Here is a 19167-nt window from a genome sequence, read left to right as displayed (position 1 = left end):
GGACTTAGCCCCGCAGCTTGGCGAACGCGGCGGCCATGCTGCCCGCTGGTTCCGGCGCGTTGCGCGACTGCGACTGGTGCTGCGCCATGCTGCGGCGGTCGTTGCGGTCGCCACGCTGCTCGGGCTTGCTGCCCGCCTGCGGCGCGCTGTCCGTCAAACGCATGGTCAGCGCGATGCGCTTGCGCTTCTCGTCGACTTCCAGCACTTTCACGCGCACGACCTGGCCAGCCTTCACCACCGTGTGCGGATCTTTCACGAACGTGTTCGACAGGGCGGAAATGTGCACGAGGCCATCCTGGTGCACGCCGATGTCGACAAAGGCGCCAAAGGCGGCCACGTTGGTGACCACGCCTTCTAAAATCATGTCCGGGCGCAAGTCGCGGATTTCTTCCACGCCTTCCTTGAAGGTGGCCGTCGTAAATTCCGGACGCGGGTCGCGGCCCGGCTTTTCCAGTTCCTTCAGGATGTCGGAAATGGTCGGCACGCCAAACGTTTCATCCGCATACTTTGCCGGGCTCAAGGTTTTCAGCAAGGCGGTTTCACCGATGACGGCCTTGATGTCCTTCTTGATGTCCGCCAGGATCTTTTCCACCAGCGGGTACGATTCCGGGTGAACGGCCGAGGCGTCCAGCGGATTCTCGCCGCCCATCACGCGCAAAAAGCCGGCTGCCTGCTCATACGTTTTATCGCCCAGGCGCGGCACGGCTTTCAAGGCCGCGCGCGAAGTGAACGCGCCTTTCATGTCGCGGTAGGTGACGATGCTTTGCGCCACGCTGGCCGACAGGCCGGACACGCGCGCCAGCAGGGGAGCCGACGCCGTATTGACGTCCACGCCGACGGCATTCACGCAATCTTCCACGACGGCATCGAGCGAGCGGGCCAGCTGGCTTTGGCTCACGTCGTGCTGGTACTGGCCCACGCCGATCGATTTCGGGTCAATTTTCACCAGTTCGGCCAGCGGGTCTTGCAGGCGGCGCGCGATCGACACGGCGCCGCGCAGCGACACATCCATGTCCGGCAATTCTTTCGACGCGAATTCGGACGCCGAATACACCGACGCGCCCGCTTCCGAGACGACGATCTTCGTCATCTTCGCTTCCGGATGCTGCTTGATCAAGTCCTGCGCCAACTTGTCCGTCTCGCGCGAGGCCGTGCCGTTGCCAATGGAAATGAGCGACACATTGTGCTTGGCGGCCAGGCGGCCCAAGGTATGCAGCGAGCCGTCCCAGTCGTTCTTCGGCTGGTGCGGGTAGATCACGGCCGTGTCGACGACTTTACCGGTGGCATCGACGACGGCGACCTTGACGCCCGTGCGCAAGCCGGGATCGAGGCCCATGGTGGCGCGCTGGCCGGCCGGCGCGGCCAGCAGCAGCGCCTTCAGATTGGTGGCGAAGACGTTGATCGCGTCGAGTTCGGAGCGTTCGCGCAGCGCGCCCATCAGTTCCGTTTCCAGGTGCATGAAGCTTTTCACGCGCCAGGTCCAGCGTGCCGTGTCCGCCAGCCATTTGTCGGCCGGGCGGCCTTGTTGCTTGATGCCGAAGCGGGCGGCGATGCGGCCTTCGCACGGGTTGTGCGGCGCATCCCATTTCGGTTTTTCCGCTTCCGTATCCAGGCGCAGGGTGACGTCGAGGATGCCTTCGCGACGGCCGCGCAGCAGGGCCAGCGCGCGGTGCGAGGGGACGGTCGAAATGGTTTCCGAGTAATCGAAATAATCGGCGAATTTTTCGCCTTCGTCCTGCTTGCCTTCCACCACTTTCGATTCGACGATGCCGTGTTCCTGCACGTATTCGCGCAAGGTTTGCAGCAGGGTCGCGTCTTCGGCGAAACGTTCCATCAGGATCTGGCGCGCGCCGTCGAGGGCCGCCTTGGTGTCCGCCACGCCCGGGTTGTTGCCGTCGGCGCTAGTAAACGCGTCGCGCAGAAACTTGCCCGCTTCCGTTTCCGGCGTCAATTCCGGATTGTCCAGCAAGCCGTCGGCCAGCGGCATCAGGCCCGCTTCAATGGCGATCTGCGCCTTCGTGCGGCGCTTTTGCTTGTACGGCAGATACAAGTCTTCCAGGCGCGTCTTGTCTTCCGCGTGCATGACGGCGTCGAGCAGCTCGGGCGTCATCTTGTTCTGTTCCGTGATCGACGCCACGATGGCGGCGCGCCGCTCTTCCAGCTCGCGCAGATAGCGCAGGCGCTCTTCGAGCAGGCGCAGCTGGATATCGTCGAGGCCGCCGGTCGCTTCCTTGCGGTAACGGGCGATGAAGGGCACGGTGGCGCCTTCGTCGAGCAGTTCGATGGCGGCGGCAACCTGCACCGGTTTGGCGGCAAGTTCAAGGGCAAGGCGTTGTTCGATAGTGGGCAGCATGGTTGTTTCCAGAGCGATCAAGCCTGGAATGATACGCAATCGGCGCGATTGCGCAATCTTGACAGCGCAAATGGACTGTGCGTTGACAACAAGGTCAGCGCGGCGGCAGCAGCGGGCTGGCGGGCGGCGGCGTGCTCGGGCGCTGCGGCGTGACGGATTTGCCAAAGGCATTGCCCATGCGGTGTTCGAGGGCGGCGCGGTTGTACAGTCCCAGCTGGTTCGACGGGCGTTGCATGACCGCCTCCGCGCCGGACAGGGCGGGCGGCTGCCGGTTCATGGTGTTGCCATTTGGCAATAATTTTTCGCTCAAGCAAGATATCGATTGCGCGCGCTGGCCATGCACTTCCACCTCCACGCAGCCCTTCTCCGGCGCGGGAGCTTGCACGACGACGGTGTGCTCGTCCGCCTGCGCGGGCAGGGCGGCGCAGGCAAGTAAAACAGTCAAGAACAGGCGTGCCATGGCGGCTCCCGGAGCGGTGGAATCAGCGTCCAGCATAGCAGGGGCATGTGTCGCGGCGATGACACGGGCCGGAATGCGGGCTGGCGCCATGTCATGCAGTTGTCATTTTATGAAGCTACCATCTTGCCATTCTGCAGACAACATTGCAGACAAGACACTTCATGCGCAGGTTCTCGTTGATTCCCCTGGAAAATGACACTAAGCCACCGCCACGCCGCAACGGGCAATGCCCTGTCCGCCTGCTTGCTGATGACATTCATGACCTTGATGACATTCGTGCGGCCGGCCGCCAGTGCGGACGGCGCTGACGCCAGCGCGCACGCGGGCATGCATTTCGACTTGCCCGCCCAGCCGCTCGATGCGGCCCTGGTGGCGTTTGGCGAAGTGACCGGGTATTCCGTGCTCGTCAGCAGCCAGCTGGCGGCCGGCAGAGTGGCTGCGCCCGTGCGCGGCGACTACACGCCGGCCGAAGCGTTGCAGCGTTTGCTGGTCGGAACCCAGCTGGGCGCCCGTTTCAGCGGCAGCAATGCGTTTACCTTGCTGGCGCTGGCCGATGCACCTGTGGCGCCGCCCGTGCCGGCCGAAGCCGCTCCCGCCAGCGCACCATTGCAAGGCTATGCGGCGGTCCTGCAGCGCTCGCTCACGCGCGCCCTGTGCCGCTTGCATCCGGACGCTTTCGGCCGCTACCGCCTGGCCTTCCAGTTGTGGCTTGACGAACGGGGCAAGGTGCGCGACGTGCACGTGCTCGTGCCGAGCGGCGTGGAACAGCGCGACCGCGCCGTGCTGCAGCGCCTGCGCAGCCTGCTGATGGATGGCGCGCCGCCGGCCGGCTTGCCGCAGCCGCTGACGATTTTACTGACGCCGCGGCCCGACCCAGGCGCCGATTGCGCGCCCTACCTCGTGGCCGGGGCGCCCTGACCATGTCGGAATTGCTCAAAACCACCCTGCGCAAGCTGTTCCTGGAACGCTACGGACAGTTTCGCCGCCACCTGCAGCGCCGCCTGGGCTCGGAAGACCTGGCCAATGACGCGCTGCATGAAACCTATTTAAGAGTGGAAAAGATGACGGCGCCCGAGGCGATCAGCTACCCGTCCGCCTACCTGATGCGCATCGCCATCAACATTGCGGAAGATCAACGCCGCGACAATGCGCGTCTGCTCAGCCTGCCCGATATCGACGACCTGTACGAGATGGCCGATGAGCTGGCCGACCCGGCCCGCACCTTCAGCGCGCGCGCCGAACTCGAGGAACTGGAACGGGCTTTGCAGGAGTTGCCGAAACGCCGGCGCGCCATCGTCATCGCCGCCCGCGTCGACCAGTTGCCGCACCGCGACATCGCCGAGCGCTTCGGCATTTCCGCCCGCACCGTGGAGAAGGAATTGCGCGCGGGACTCGAACATTGCTGCGAACGCATGGGACGCGATTTCATCCAGCGCTTCGGTCCCGGCGCGGGAAAAACGTCTAAACATCATGACTGAACAAGCGGAAGACGATATGGGTGTCATCCAGAAGGAAGCGCAGGCGTGGGTCGTGCGTCTGGCCTCGGGCCAGGTCAGCGAGCGCGACGCGCAAGTGTTTCGCCACTGGTGCGCGCGCAGCCGCAGGCATGCGACGGCCTTTGCCGAAGCGCGCGCCGTGTGGGACGCCATGGCGCCGGCCGCGCGCGCCGTCAAGCGGGCGCAGGCGCCTGTCAACGTGGCGCGGCGCGCCTGGCTTGGTGTCGCCGTCGCCGCCTCGCTGGGCTTGCTGGTGCTGCGCCCGCCGACGGACCTGTGGCCGGCTGTGGCCGGGCTTGCCGCCGACTACGCCACGGGCACGGGCGAGCAGCGCGAAGTGGCGCTCGATGGCGGCGTGCTGGTGCAGATGAATACGCAGACGCGGCTCGACGCGGCGCCCGTGCAGGACGGCGCCGCGTCGCTGGTGCTGCTGGCCGGCGAAGCGGAATTCCAGGCTGGCTTGCGCGGCGCGGCAAGCGTGCGCGTGCAGGCGGGCGACGGCACGGTGTCGGCCGGCAACGCGCGTTTCAATATCCGCCTGTTTGGCCAGGAAGTGTGCGTGACGTGCCTGGCGGGCCGCTTGCGCGTGGCGCAGGCCGGCAACGATGCGGAACTGGCGGCCGGCCAGCAGCTGCGCTACCGGCCCGAGCATTTCGGCATCGCCCGCGCGGTGGCGAAAAGCGACGTCAGCGCGTGGCGCCAGCGCCTGCTGGTCTTCAAGCAAAGCACTTTGGCCGAGGTGGTGGATGAAGTGAACCGCTACCGCCCCGGCAAGCTGATCCTCAATGGCGACGCCTTGAAACACGCGCGCGTGCAAGCGAGCTTTTCGCTCGACCGCCTCGATGACGTGATCGCCCTGATCCAGGACGCGTATGGCGCGCGCGTGACGCGTTTGCCGGGCGGCATCGTGCTGTTCGGCTGAGCCCCGCCTTGGCGCGCCGGGGTGCTCAGCCAATTATGACATTTTCATGACCTTTTGCAGTCCCGGACCTTGTTCCCTGTCAATGCTGCTGGAAGCCGCGAATCAGTGCTTGCCGCCCGCCCCCGTGCGTGCCGCTTGCCCTTCGCGATATCGGTCAGCAACGGAACATGAAAAGGGAATGTCGCCATGCAGCGAAGCAAGTCGGTCACGAAACACGCATCCTCCTCCTCCATGGCGGGCAGCCACAACGGGCGCCCGGTGCGCTTGAAACCGCTGGCGCTGGCCATCGCCATGCTGCTGCAGGCAGGCGGCGCGCAGGCGCAGCAGCCGTTCAGCGGCGCCTGGTTTGCGGGCAAGGGAGCGCAGCAGGGCACGGCCACCGCTACGGGACGCTTGCCGAATGGCCAGCCGGCCACCTCGCTGAACAACCCTTTGCTGCAGCAGCAAAAGGCCGAAGGCAAGCTGCAGCAATCGCTGAACAACTTGTTGCTGACCGCGCGCGGCATCGCCGCCGAACAGGCGGTGCAGGCGGCCGCGCGCCAGGCGGCGCTGGCGGCCGGCGGCGCGCCCGACGGCCTCGTCAAGGGCGGCTTGCAGGTCGACAGCAACAGCCTGACGGCGGGCTGGCTCAACGCCCAGGCTCCCGTGCAAACCCAGGCCGACGGCAAGACCGTCGTGAAGGTCGCGCAGACGGACGACAAGGCGATTTTGAACTGGGAAAGTTTTAATGTCGGCAAGAACACCACCTTGCAGTTCGACCAGAAATCGCACTGGTCCGTGTTGAACCGCGTCAACGATCCGCTGGCGCGCCCCAGCCAGATCCAGGGCCAGATCAAGGCCGACGGCACGGTGATGATCGTCAACCGCAACGGCATCGTGTTTGCGGGCAGCAGCCAGGTCGATACGCGCAACCTGGCCGCCGCCGCCATGGGCATGAGCGACAGCCAGTTCAAGAGCGGCTTGTACGGCAAGACGCAGGGCACGGGCGCCGTGCCGACCTTCGCGAACGATTTGCTGCTGGGCCAGAATACCTTTACGCATGCGGCGGCCGAGGCGGACGTCGTCGTCGCCGCCGGCGCGCGCATCGACACGCGCAAGCCGCAGACGGTGACGGAAGGCGGCGGCTATGTGCTGCTGGCCGGCCGCGCCGTCGAGAATGCGGGCGCCATCACCACGCCGAATGGCCAGACCACCTTGGCGGCCGGCGACGCCATCGCCGTGCGCCAGGGCATGGGCACGGACAAGAACCCGTATTCGAGCACGCGCGGCAATGAAGTCGAGATGCTTCGCGTGGCCGACAGCGGAGCCGGCAGCGTCGTGAATAACGGCCTGATCCAGGCGGCCACGGGCGACATCACGCTCAGCGGCAACAGCGTGCGCCAAGATGGCGTGCTGTTGTCGAGCACGACCGTCGATGGCCGCGGCACGATCCACCTGGCGGCGGCGGGCGAGAACGCCGCCGTCACCCTGGCGCGCGGCAGCGTCAGCGCCATTGTCATCGACGACAACGGCGCCACGGCGCTCGACGTGCAGCGCGACACCTTGCTGAAAGACACGGGCAAGGGCACGGACACGCCGCAGGACCGGCGCGACCAGTCGCTGGTGCGCATCGTCTCCGCCGGCAACATCGAGTTCGAAGGCGATTCGCTGACCTTGGCCACGGGCGGCCAGGTGCTGGCCGATGCGGCCCGCCGCAGCCACGTGGCGCGCGACGCCGCCATCGATGTGTCTGGCGCCGTCGGCGTGAAGGTCGACATGAGCAGCAACAATGTGCTGATCAACGTGCAGGGCAACGAACAGCGCGACGCGCCGGGCAGCCGCGACGCCAAATACCTGAACAACAGCGACGTGTGGGTCGACCGCCGCGACTTGGTGCTGGTGCCGGCCGGCACCAACGGCTACGCCACGGACCGCTGGTACACGGCCGGCGGCCTGCTGGAAGTGAGCGGCTACCTGAACACCAGCGGCCACGGCATCGGCGAATGGGCGGCCCAGGGCGGCACCGTCGGCTTTGGCGGCGGCGAAGTGGTGACGCAGGCCGGTTCGCGCATCAACATCGCCGGCGGTTCGCTGGACGTGCAGACGGGCATGGTCAAGCAGACGTGGCTGAAAGGCGCCGATGGCGCGATGTACAAGCTGAGCACTGCCCCCGGCGACAATCTGTACACGGGCTTGTACCGCGGTTATGAAAGCACGCATGCGCGCTGGGGCGCGAACACGACGGAAACCCATGCGAATGCCTTGATCGGTCCGCGCGAGCGCCTGGAAAACGGCTACACGGTGGGCCGCGATGCGGGCCGCCTGGTCGTCTCCACGGGCGCCGCCGTGCTGGAAGGCGATGTCGACACGTCCGTGTTCCAGGGCGAGCGCCAGCAGCGCAAGCGCGACGACGGCGTCGATGGCTACAAGCAGGCGCAGACCTCGGCCGCGCGCGCCGGTCAATTGATCGTCGGCAAAATGACGCCCGTCTTCGACCCGAAGGCGGGCCAGTTGCGCGACAGCCCGCAAGCCGTGCTGGAAAACGTCGAGATCGGCAAGGTGGCGTCCGTCGCCGATGGCCAGCTGCTCAGTGCAGCTTTGCCGGCCGCGCGCGCCAAGACCCTGCAGCTCGATGCGGACTGGCTCAACGGCCTGGAGCTGGGCGCCCTGAATATCTATGCCTACGACAAGCTCGACGTCAACGCCGACGTGCGCGTGGCCGATGGCGGCGACATCGCCCTGCACGCCACCGACGTGGCTATCAAGGCGAACGTGAGCGCGCGCAGCGGCAGCATCGCCGTCGGCAATATGGTCTCGCGCTACCAGGCGAACATGGGCGCCGTGTGGATCGATGGGCCCGTGTCGCCGGAAGGGCGCGCCACGAGCCCGGCAGGCGTGCGCGTGGCGCCCGGCGTGCGTCTCGATGCGCGCGGTCTGTGGAGCAACCTGGAACTGGACCCGGGCGCGGTCGCCGGCCTGCCGTACGTGAATGGCGGCAAGGTCACGTTGAAGAGTTCGGGCGGCATCGAGCTGGCCGGCGGCAGCGTGATCGACGTTTCGTCGGGCGCTGCTTTGATGAGCAATGGCAGCCTGCAGGGTGGGCGCGGCGGCGACATCGCCCTGGCCGTCGACTTGCCGCGCGAAAAAACGCCGACGGGCGCCGTGCTCAAGCTTGACGGCGAGTTGCGCGGCCACGGCGTGAAGGGCGGCGGACGCCTGATGATCGACAGCGGCACGGCCGTCAGCATCGGCGGCAAGCTGCAGGACGGCGACGTGCTGCCAGGAGGAAGCAGCGCCCCCGTCGGCCTGCGCCTGGCCGATGAGTTTTTGATTGCCAAGGGCGAGAAGATTCCCTTCGATTTCGCGCTCAGCACCAGCGTGATCAAGCCGGGCCAGACCTTGAGCATGCCCGTGACGGTGGACGTGTCAACGCAGAAACCGTTGGTGCTGGGGAGTGATTTGCTGGTGCCGCCGGGCGCGAGCTTCTTCATCAACGGCACGACGTATGTCTGGAGCGGCTCCATCGCGCCGGCCGGCAGCGTGGTGACGGCCATCAATGGCCTCGCTACGGGCTTTGAGGTTTCGGCGGCGGCTTTTCCGAATGGCTTGCCCATCGTGCCGGTAACGACGCAGTATGCGGCCGGCAGCATCGCCGCCGATGACGTGCGCGCGCCGCGCGGCGTGCTGCTGCCGACCGGCACCATGCTGGGGCGCGACGTTGCCGTGCAGCCCATGCTGTCGCTGGACGCCAGCCTGTTCCAGAGCGGCTTTGCCGACTACGCCGTCACGGGCCGCGACGGCGTCGTGGTGGTCAAGGATGCGCATATCGATGTGAAGATGCCCGTGCTGCGCTTCAATCCCGCCACCGGCCACGCGGTGGCGAGTGGTACCGATCCGGCTGCCGCGCTGGAAGTGTGGACGCCGGAGCTGTACCAGGAAGATGCGCGCAAGGGCCGCTTGACGCAGCGCGCCGGCGCCGACCTGACGCTGACGGCCGGCAGCCCGTACGTGAAGGGCGCACTGGCGGTGGCGCAAGGCGCCGTCGTCACGGTCGATCCGGGCCGCCAGATCAGCATGACGAGCAATGGCCAGGTCAGCATCGATGGCCGCCTCGATGCCTGGGGCGGCAAGATCGCCGTGCTGCCCGGCACCTTGGGCACGGGCAGCGATGCCGATGTGCCGAACGGCAAGGGACAAGCCACGTCGATCTGGATCGGCGAACACGCGGTGCTTGACGTGGCCGGCCGCGCCACCGTCGCCACCGACATGCGCGGTGGCCGTTATGGCCGCGCCGACAAGGGCGGCAGCATCGAGATCGGCGCCCGCTACAAGGCCGATGCGGCCAGCGTCGACGCGGCCGACGCTTTTGTCGTCGTGCGCCCGGGCGCGCTGCTCGATGCCAGCGGCGCGCAAGCCACGCTGGACTTGCCGAACCAGGGCGCCGTCAACGTGGCCGGCAGCGGCGGTTTGATTTCGCTCAGTTCGTACAACGGCATTTTTGCCGATGGCACGCTGCGCGCGGTGGCCGGCGGCACCCTGGCGATGGCGCTCGACACGCCCAATTACGGCCAGGTGAACCGCCTGACGCTGGAAGACGATGGCGTCGACAATGCGGTGCGGGTGCCGCGCGAATTCGTGCTGGCGCAAGTGCAGGGCGACAGCGTCCTGCCGGCCGGTTTGCGCGCCGGCCAGCAGGATGAGGCTTTGCGCTACGGCAGTGCGCGCCTGGGCGCCGACCGCGTGAAGGCCGGCGGCTTCGATAACCTGGCCATGCATGTGAACGGCATGCTCAGCGTCGATGGTGACGTCAACCTGGCGCTGGGCCAGAGCCTGCGCCTGAGCGCCAGTTCGCTGGGTCTGGCGCAGCAGCAACAGCCGCTGCCACAGCTGGATGGGGAAGGCCAGGATAAATTGCCAAGCCTTGCCAGCCAGGTACACCTGGCGGCGCCATATGTGCGCCTGGGAACGGCTGCGCGCGCGCAGAAAGACAATTACATCGTGCCCAATGCCGTGAAAGGCTCGAAAAACTCGGGCAAGGGGCGCGGCATGCTGGGCGTGCCGCTGGTGGCCGATGGTTCCCTGCTGCAGATCGATGCGGGCATGCTCGACCTCGCGGGCGAGGTCAACATGGGCACACGCGGCGAGATCGTGCAGAATGGCGGCACGCCGCTGGCCGTCGAACGCGATGCCTTCGAACAGCTGACCCTGAACAGCCGCGGCGACTTGCGCATGTCGAACAACGCCGCCCTGTACCAGCCGGGCAATGCCACCCTGGTCGCCGCGCAAATCTACCCGGCCACGGGCGACAGCGGCATGGTCACGGTGGGCCAGAGCAGCCGGGTCGATGAATACGGCAATATCCGCGTCACGCTCGATCCCTTGCGCACGCTCAATATCGGGCGCAGCGCCGGCAGCGCCACGCCGAACCAGCCGTTTTCCGTGTTCGGCAGCTTGAGCCTGATTGCTCCCACCATCAACCAGCACGGCGTGCTGCGCGCGCCGCTGGGCCAGATCACCCTGGGCGCGGAAGGCTTTGAAGCCAATACGGGCCATGTCAATTTGCTGCCGGGCAGCCTGACGTCCGTCAGCGCGAAAGGCTTGACGATGCCGTACGGCGGCACGCTCGATGGCCTCAGCTATCTGTATGACGGCAACGACGTCGTGTTCAAGGGCGTGGGCAACGGTCCCGAGATCGCCTTGGTCGGCGCCGCCGTCGACGTGCAAGCCGGCGCCGTGCTCGACCTGTCGGGCGGCGGTACCCTGACGGGCGCGGCCTTCCTGGCCGGACGGGGCGGCTCCACGGACGCGCGCCTCAATCCGCTGGTGCAGATGAAGCCGAATGGCGGTTTTACCTTGCCCGGCCTGAATACCAACCCCGTGTACGCCATCATTCCCGGCGTGCAGCCGGACGTGGCGCCGTTGGCGGCCGAGCAGGGCGCGGGCAAGCCGGCCGTGGGACGCCAGATCACCATAGCCGCGGGCGTGCCCGGCCTGGCGGCCGGCACCTATACCCTGCTGCCATCGAATTTCGCCTTGCTGCCGGGCGCCTTCCGCGTGGAACTGAATGGTCTGGCCGGCGCCGTCGAGGCGGGCGGCACGGTGGCCATGCGCAATGGTTCGTATGCGACGGCGGCGCAGACGGGCATCGCCGGCACGGCCATCCGCGACGCCGTGCCGAGCCAGGCCATCCTGACGCCGGCCGACGTGCTGCGTACCTACTCGCAATACAATGAAACGGGCTATGCCGCCTTTGCCGTGGCGCAAGCCACGCGCGACGGCGTGCCGCGCGCCACGCTGGAACGCGACGCCAAGGGCGTGCGGGTGCAGCTGATCGCCCCGTCGCTGCACAGCATCGAGAATAACCACACGCCATTGATGATGGATGGCAGCGCCCTGTACGCGCCGGCCGAGGGCGGCTTCGGCGGCTCCCTGCTGCTGGGCTCGGGCAACCATGCGGCGACCCGCTATCAAGTACTGGCCGACGGTACGGCAGCGCAGGCGGACTTCGATGGCGTCTCCGTGCACGCTTCGCAGATCAACGCCTTCGGCGCCCAGCGCCTGGGCATCGGCGGCTTGCCGCGCGTCACCTACAGCGATTTCGCCACGGGTACCAATCAGCGCGCCAATATCGCCGCCATCAACGAATCGGCGGGCGGCATCGTGCTGCGCGAGGGCGCCGTGCTGAAGGCGGCCGAAGTGTTCCTGGTGACCACGAAAACCGACGACGGCATCTTCCTCGAGCAAGGTTCCGGCATCAATACGCTGGGCCGCGGCAAGGCGGCCTGGGATTCGCGCGACGGCTTTGTGTACCAGCCGATGGGCAGCGTGCTGGCCGTCTCGAACGGCTGGCTGGACATGCTGCCAGCCGTGCGCACGCCGTCCGATTCGGGTGGCCCCGGCATCATCGACATCGGCACGTGCGCCAAGGCGGGCGGCGCCTGCGCGGGCACCACCTCGCTGTATTCGGAGGGCACCATCGCCGCCGTGACGGAGCGCGCATTCACCCTGCGCGACAACGTGCGCTACGGCACGCGCAATCTGGTGCTGGGGATGGGTTCGATCAATATCGGCAGCGCAGCCTCGCTGGCCGATGCCAGCGCCCGCGGCGCCTTGCCGGACGGCCTGGCGCTGAACCAGGACGTGCTCGACCGCCTGCTGCGCGGCGATACCAGCACGGGCGCACCGGCACTGGAAAGCCTGGGCTTGACGGCGCGTAATTCCTTCAATTTCTATGACTCGTCGCAGCTGTCGACCATCGATGCGGCGACGGGCAAGTCGTCGCTGTCGCGCCTGGTGCTCAACACGCCCGCCATCTACGGCTATGGCGGCACGGACGCGCTGGCGCGCATCCACACGGACACCCTCGTGTGGCAGGGCGCGACGAATGCGCCCGGCGCCGTCGTTGCCAACGGCCCCGGCACGGGCAGCGGCCGCTTGCAGATCGACGCCAAGCGCATCGAGTTCGGCTTCACGCCGGACAGCCGTCCCGACACCATCCACAACCTCGACCGTTTGATACTGGGCTTCGGCCAGGTGGCGCTCAATGCCAGCGAGCAGCTGACCGCCAACAACAAGGGCAGCCTGTCCGTCTACCAGTCGCAAAGCGCGTGGGACACGGCCACCAATGGCTACCGCTACAGCGGCGGCGATCTGCTGATCAACACGCCGCTGCTGACGGGCGCGGCCGGTTCCGTCAACCGCATCACGGCGGGCGGCGACCTCAAGGTGAGCGCGCCGGCCGGCGCTACCCCCGCCACACCGACGAACGCGGCGCTGGCCGGCGCCTTGGGCGCCGAAGTGGCGCTGAACGGCAATAGTGTCAGCGTGGATACATCCATGGTTCTACCAAGCGGAAAGCTGACCCTGTCGGCCGAGCGCGATGTATTGTTGGGCGACAAGGCCAAGCTGGACCTGGCGGGCCGCAAGATCGATTTCTACGACACCAGCAAGTACAGCTGGGGCGGCGACGTGATCCTCGACAGCCGCGCAGGCGACGTGCGCCAGGCGGGCGCTTCCGTGATCGACCTGTCGGCCGTGAATAACCGCGCCGGCAAGCTGAGCGTGATCGCCACGGGCGACGCGGCGGGCACGGCCGACTTGCGCGGCAGCTTGCTGGGCGGCGCCAGCGGCCATTATGACGCAGGCGGCACCCTGGTGCCGTACGCGGCCGGCGGCGTGGAGGTGCGCGCCCAGCAGATCGGCGACTTCGCCGGCCTGAACCAGCGCCTGAATACGGGCAAGGTGTTCGGCAGCCGCAGCTTCCAGCTCAAGCAGGGCGATCTGACCATCGGCGACGAGGTCAAGGCGCGCGAAGTGAGCGTCTCCGTCGATGGCGGCAGCTTGAGCGTGAGTGGCCGCATCGACGCCAGCGGCGAGCAGGTGGGCAGCATCCGTCTGGCCGGGCGCGATGGCGTCACCATCCAATCGGGCGCCGTGCTCGACGCGCATGGCACGGTGCTGCGCACGGACAGCTACGGGCAAGCGATCGAGGCGCCGAACCGCGCCGTCATCGAACTGGCCGCGCCTAGTGGACGCCTGAGCCTGGAAAATGGCGCGCGGTTCGACTTGCGCAGCGGAGACAAGGGCGGCAACTACGGCAGCATCGACCTGAACGCGCGGCGCCTCGGTGGCGCCACGGGCGACGATGTCGATATCGATGCGGCTGGCGCGCTGAACGTCGCCGGCGCGCGCACCATCAACGTCAACGCTTTCTGGCAATACAAGGATGCCCCGGCCGGTACCGGCAAGGATGCGGACGGCCGCAGCTACCAGGGCATCAACCAGGCCTATCTGGACGAGAAACACGGGGACAGCCAGCTCTTCATGGCCCACGCGCTGGCCAACGGCAACTTGATGAACAACAAATTGCGCGGCTTGCGCGGCGACGCCAACGCTTTCCACCTGCGCCCTGGCGTCGAGATCGTCAGCGCCACGCCGGGCGGCGACTTGCACATCGATGGCGACATCGACCTGTCCGGCCACCGCTACGATGGCGTCAATCCGCTGGCGCGCCTGAGCGGCGTGTACGGCTCGGGCGAGGCGGGCGCGCTGGTCGTGCGCGCCGGTGGCAAGCTCAGCGTCTTTGGCAGTATCACGGATGGCTTCGATACCCGCACCTTGCCCGTCACGCCGGACGACAAGGGCTGGCAACTGGTGAAGGGCCGCTTGCCGTGGGGCGGCGACGTCGTCGTACCGCAAGCGGGCCTCGTGACCCTGGCCGAAGACACGTATTTCCAATCGGGAACGAGCGTCAATTTCGCCGTGCCGATGAAAGCCATGCAGCTGCGCGGCGGCACCTTGCTGGCGGCGCGCGCCACCTTGACGGCGGAGTTGAACTTGCCTGCCGGTAGTGTGCTGGGCGGCGCCGTGCGCGATGCCGACGGCAAGGTGCTGTACGCGGCCGGCACGGTCTTGCCGAAGGCGCTGGCCTTGTCGAGCGGCATGCAGCTCGATCCCGGCCTGCGTCTGCCCGGCGCGGCCAGCGTGGCGGCCATGCTGTGGCCGGCGAATGTGGCTTTGCCTTTCCCGGAAGGCAAGCCGCGGGACACGGGCGATAGCGTCAATCCCGTCAACGGCGTGGTGCTGGCGGCGGCGCTGGCGCTGGACAAGGGCAGCGTGCTGCCGGCCGGCACGCTGGTCAAGCTGCCTGGCGACGCGACGGTGGTGGCGCTGCGCGCCGAGGACGGCGCGGGCAAGCAGGGCCGCAACCTGGCGCTGGCGCCCATGCTGGCCCAGGGTTCGCAAGCGTGGTCGCTGCGCCTGGTGGGCGGCGCCGATACGGCCGCCGCCGATACACGCGCGCTGCGGCCGCATGCGAAGGACGCCCATCTGATGCTGGCCGATACGCATTACGGCATGGAAGAACGGACGTCGGTCAAGCCGGGCACGGGGTTACCGGGCAAATATATCTACAGCGAAGAAGGCATCGCGGCGGGCCTGCCGGAAGGCGAGGTCAATCTTGCTGACTGGGGCGGCGAGGCAGCCCTGCTGGAAAACTATTCCAACTGGGTGATCAAGATTGCCGATGGCACGCCGCCTGAGGAGGTGACCAAGGATGAGCCGGCGCGCCAGCTTCTGTTCAGCGTGCTGCGCACGGGCATGGGCGACCTCGATTTGCTCGCCGCCGGCGATTTCGACATGCGTTCGCTGTATGGCGTCTACACGGCGGGCACGCAGTCGGCCTCGCCGCTGGTCGATGGCAAGGATCTGTTCAACCTGCCGCGCGGCCTGAACGCCAAGGGCAAGCTGCTCGGCGCGCTGGGCGACGACAAGTTGACGCGTTTCGTCGATGGCGGCAGCGAGAGCCTGTACCGCGCCTGGTATCCCGAGCACGGCGGCAACCTGCTGCTGCGCGCCCAGGGCGACGTCAAGGGCGACACCGTAGGCACCGCCCTGCAGCGCCGCGAGGATGCCATCGGCACCCTGAGCGCGCAGCAGGATACCAGCGACATCGGCGCCTGGTTGTGGCGCCAGGGCAGCGGCAGCACGGGGGCGGGCGTGCCGACGGCATGGTGGATCAATTTCGGCACCTATGTCGCGCGTCCCGAAGGCGGCGACCTGTTTGCGGGTCTGCCGGTCGTGTCGGGCTTTACGGGCATCGGCACCCTCGGCGGCGGCAATGTGCTGCTGCAGGCGGGCGGCAACGCCGGCATGCTGACCTCGCGCGCCGATCCGGGCGGCGTGTTCGCGCCGCGCAGCCAGGGCCTGAACGTGGCCGTGGGCAGCACGGGCAGGGTGACGCCGGACGGCAAGCTGCTGCTGACGGGCGGTGGCGACCTCGATATCCGCATCGGCGGCGGGCTCAACCCTGTCGCCGAGGTGCGCAGCTTCGATGCGAACAGCGATGCCCCGAATGCCGACACGCGCTTCGAGCGCCAGTATCCGACACTCAACAGCACCTTCACCAATCTGCGCGGCGCGCTGCGCATGGAGGCGGGCGCCGTGGGCGGCGTCGAACTGCGCTTCGACCGCGCCGATCCGAAGGAATCGCGGCCGTATGAAACCTATGCGGCGGGCACGGCCATTGCCAGCGGCGGGCCCATCCTCGTGCCGGGCGACAGCGGCGTGCGCATCGATGCGCGCGGCGACCTGGTGCTGGGCGGTACGGCCGATGCGGGCCGCGTCAAGCAGTTGGGCAATGGTTCGCCGTTCAACTACCAGGGCGTCGAGCGCCAGGGCGAGGGCTGGAGCTGGTTCTCGCTGTGGACGCCGGCCACCGCCATCGACCTGTTCAGCGCGGGCGGCAATCTGACGCCGACGTCCGCCTGGATACAATCGGACATGGGCGATAACCACGCGCCAACGGATGCACGTTTCGTCATGCCATCCGTGTTGCGCGCCGTGGCCGCCAGCGGCAGCCTGTATTACGGCAATGCCAGCCTGGGCAGGCTGGGCGAGGGCGGCAAGGTCGACATGCCGCAAAACGGCGTGATCCTGGCGCCGTCGCCGGTGGCGCCGCAATTTGTCAAGACGCGCACGGGCCAGCTGGAAATGCTGGCGGCCGACTCCATCCATGCGGCCGGCTATCCGATCACCGCATCGGGCGCCGATCCGCGCCTGTTGCCAAGTCCATTCAACCCGGGCTTCGTCGGCGCCCTGGACCCGGTCTGGTTCGGCCTGCTGCCCTTGCATAACGTCAGCGCCAACGGGCTGGCGCCCGGCGCGCTGAAATGGTTCGGTTCGTCGTCGAATGGCGCAAGCGATGCCTCGCAGCAACTGTATCCGCTGTTCAGCATGACGGCGCCGACGGTGTCGGATTACGTGCCGGTGGGTCAGCAGCCCGCGCATTTCTATGCCAACAGCGGCGACATCGTCGGCTTGCGCACGGGTGGCATCGTGTACCGGGGAACACTGAAGGGCGAAACGGGCCCGCTGGGCGTGTGGTACGAAGGCGGCGGCGCCGTGGCCGTGCGGGCTGGACGCGACATCGTCAATTCCGGCACGCCGCTCGGCAGCGTCGAAGGCGTGCCGGAAGGCGCGGCCGGATGGACCAGCCAGGGCTTTGTCGGCCGGCCCGATTTTCCGGACAAGCCGGTCGTCTCCGGCGTCTCGTCCGCGCGCGGCAATCTGTTCGTGCACCGCAATGCTGACGACGTTTCCGTCGTCAGCGCCGGGCGCGACATCCGCTACAGCACCTTCTATGTGGCGGGACCGGGCCAGCTGAACGTGAGCGCCGGGCGCGACCTGTACATGGCCGACAAGGCGGAACTGCGCAGCATCGGCTCCATCGTCAACACGGGCCCCGGCGAGCGCGGCAATGGCGCCGGCATCAGCGTGGCGGCCGGCGTGGGCCGCAATGGTCCCGACTATGCGGCTTTCGCGGCGCGCTACATGGACCCGGCCAAGCTGGCCGATCCGGCCAAGCCGCTGGCCGACCAGGCCGGCAGCGCCGTGTACGTCTACGGCGGCAAGCTGACCTTGGCCGACTGGCTGCGCGGCCAGTTCGCCTACAGCGGCGACGAGGCGGGCGCGTCCGCCTTCCTCGGCACGAAGCAGGCGGAACTGGAAAAGGCCGGCCAGGCATCGGGCGCCGTGCGGCGCGACCTGGCGCGCGAGTATGCGCAGGTCAGCCACCTGCACCTGGTGAACTGGCTGACGACGCGCTTTGGCGGCGACAGCGGCCTGGGCATCCGCTACGACCCGACCACCGATGCGCGCAGCTTCTTTGCCGCCCTGCCGAAGGAACAGCAGCAGGTCTACCTGAGCAATGTCTACTTTGCCGAACTGAAGGCGGCCGGGCGCGAGTACAACGATCCGGACGGCATGCGCCGCGGCAGCTACCTGCGCGGCCGCGAAGCCATCGCCACCCTGTTCCCGGCGCAGGACAAGGCGGGCCAGAAGATCGAGTACAAGGGCGACCTGACGATGTTCAGCAGCGCGCTGTACACGCTCAACGACTACGAGGGCGTGTACACCAAGCGGCCGGTCGCGGGCGTGCGCTACCTGAGCCCGCAGGAGTGGGCCGAGGCGGGCCGTCCGACGGTCAACGTGCCGCACGTGATCGTCAACGACGCGGGCATCCACACGGATGTCGGCGGCGATATCGGCATCACGGTGCCGGGCGGACGGGCGCTGATCGGCGTCGATGGCGGCTATGCGCCGGGCGAAGGTTCGGGCGTGCTGACGCAGGGCGCGGGCGAGATCCAGATGTACGCGAAGGACAGCATCCTGCTGGGCCAGAGCCGCATCTTCACCACCTTCGGCGGCAACATCCTGGCCTGGTCGGCCACGGGCGACATCAATGCGGGCCGCGGCACCAAGTCCACCGTCGTCTACACGCCGCAGCGCCGTACCTACGACAGCATCGGCCTCGTCAGCCTGTCGCCGAGCACGCCGGCCACGGGCGCCGGCATCGCCACCCTGAACCCGATCCCGGAGGTGCCGCCCGGCGACATCGACCTGATCGCCCCGCTGGGCAGCATCGACGCGGGCGAGGCGGGCATCCGCGTCTCGGGCAACGTCAACCTGGCGGCCTTGCAGGTGATCAATGCGGAAAACGTCCAGGTGCAGGGCAAGTCGGCGGGCCTGCCCGTGGTCGCCAGCGTGAACGTGGGTGCGCTCAGCAATGCCAGCGCGGCCGCCACGCAAGCCGTCACGGCGGCGCAAGACGTGCTGCAGCGGGAACGGGCCGCCACGCGCCAGGCGCTGCCTTCGCTGTTCACGGTGAAGGTGCTGGGCTTTGGCAACGAGCAGTCGGACGAAGCCGGTGCCGGCAAGCACCAGGGCGGCGAGCCGCAGGCGTCCAGCTACCAGCCGGCCGGCGTGGTGCAGGTGCTGGGTGCGGGACCGTTGACGGCGCCGCAGCTGCAGGCGCTCACGCCGAACGAGCGGCGCGGTTTGCAGCCTTGAGCGGAGTTTTATGAACATTTGATGACATTCGGCAGTCGTCGCGCGCGGCGGCTGTCTAGGCATCAGTAGATCAGCATTAGCAACAAAAAAAACGCCGGCCCAGCGCCGC

At 67.7% G+C, this 19167-nt stretch carries 6 protein-coding genes; 4 read left to right on the top strand and 2 right to left on the bottom strand.

The window, feature by feature from the left end; translation table 11 throughout:
- Positions 1–4: 4 nt before the first annotated feature.
- The gene (locus CLU90_RS17970) at positions 5–2353 is read right to left on the bottom strand and encodes a Tex family protein (protein WP_092717287.1); all 2349 of its coding nucleotides are present in this window, start codon (positions 2351–2353) and stop codon (positions 5–7) included.
- A 94-nt stretch (positions 2354–2447) separates the two neighbouring features.
- Entirely contained in the window at positions 2448–2813 is a 366-nt protein-coding gene (locus CLU90_RS17965; RefSeq protein WP_157808853.1) for a hypothetical protein, read from the bottom strand.
- 258 nt (positions 2814–3071) lie between these two features.
- On the opposite strand from CLU90_RS17965, the gene CLU90_RS17960 reads away from it, so the two are divergent.
- The 4 genes from CLU90_RS17960 to CLU90_RS17945 all read left to right on the top strand — a co-directional run bounded on the left by CLU90_RS17960 (position 3072) and on the right by CLU90_RS17945 (position 19058).
- Entirely contained in the window at positions 3072–3731 is a 660-nt protein-coding gene (locus CLU90_RS17960; protein ID WP_157808852.1) for a secretin and TonB N-terminal domain-containing protein, read from the top strand.
- 2 nt (positions 3732–3733) lie between these two features.
- On the top strand, positions 3734–4291 hold the full coding sequence (locus CLU90_RS17955; RefSeq protein ID WP_092717296.1) for an RNA polymerase sigma factor: 558 nt from the start codon (positions 3734–3736) through the stop codon (positions 4289–4291).
- Positions 4284–5231 (top strand): FecR family protein, encoded by a 948-nt coding sequence (locus CLU90_RS17950; protein ID WP_100428564.1) that lies wholly within the window; start codon positions 4284–4286, stop codon positions 5229–5231. The genes CLU90_RS17955 and CLU90_RS17950 overlap by 8 nt, the downstream gene beginning before the upstream one ends.
- Before the next feature lie 186 nt (positions 5232–5417).
- On the top strand, positions 5418–19058 hold the full coding sequence (locus CLU90_RS17945; protein WP_100428563.1) for a filamentous haemagglutinin family protein: 13641 nt from the start codon (positions 5418–5420) through the stop codon (positions 19056–19058).
- Positions 19059–19167 lie beyond the last annotated feature (109 nt).

The sequence above is a fragment of the Janthinobacterium sp. 67 genome (assembly GCF_002797895.1).
Taxonomy (GTDB): Bacteria; Pseudomonadota; Gammaproteobacteria; order Burkholderiales; family Burkholderiaceae_D; genus Janthinobacterium.
This window is presented reverse-complemented; position numbering and strand designations above follow the sequence as displayed.

Coding starts and splice junctions, on each gene's coding strand:
- CLU90_RS17945 (WP_100428563.1), top strand. CDS start 5,418: ATGCAGCGAAGCAAGTCGGTCACGAAACACGCATCCTCCTCCTCCATG.
- CLU90_RS17970 (WP_092717287.1), bottom strand. CDS start 2,353: ATGCTGCCCACTATCGAACAACGCCTTGCCCTTGAACTTGCCGCCAAA.
- CLU90_RS17960 (WP_157808852.1), top strand. CDS start 3,072: ATGACCTTGATGACATTCGTGCGGCCGGCCGCCAGTGCGGACGGCGCT.
- CLU90_RS17950 (WP_100428564.1), top strand. CDS start 4,284: ATGACTGAACAAGCGGAAGACGATATGGGTGTCATCCAGAAGGAAGCG.
- CLU90_RS17965 (WP_157808853.1), bottom strand. CDS start 2,813: ATGGCACGCCTGTTCTTGACTGTTTTACTTGCCTGCGCCGCCCTGCCC.
- CLU90_RS17955 (WP_092717296.1), top strand. CDS start 3,734: ATGTCGGAATTGCTCAAAACCACCCTGCGCAAGCTGTTCCTGGAACGC.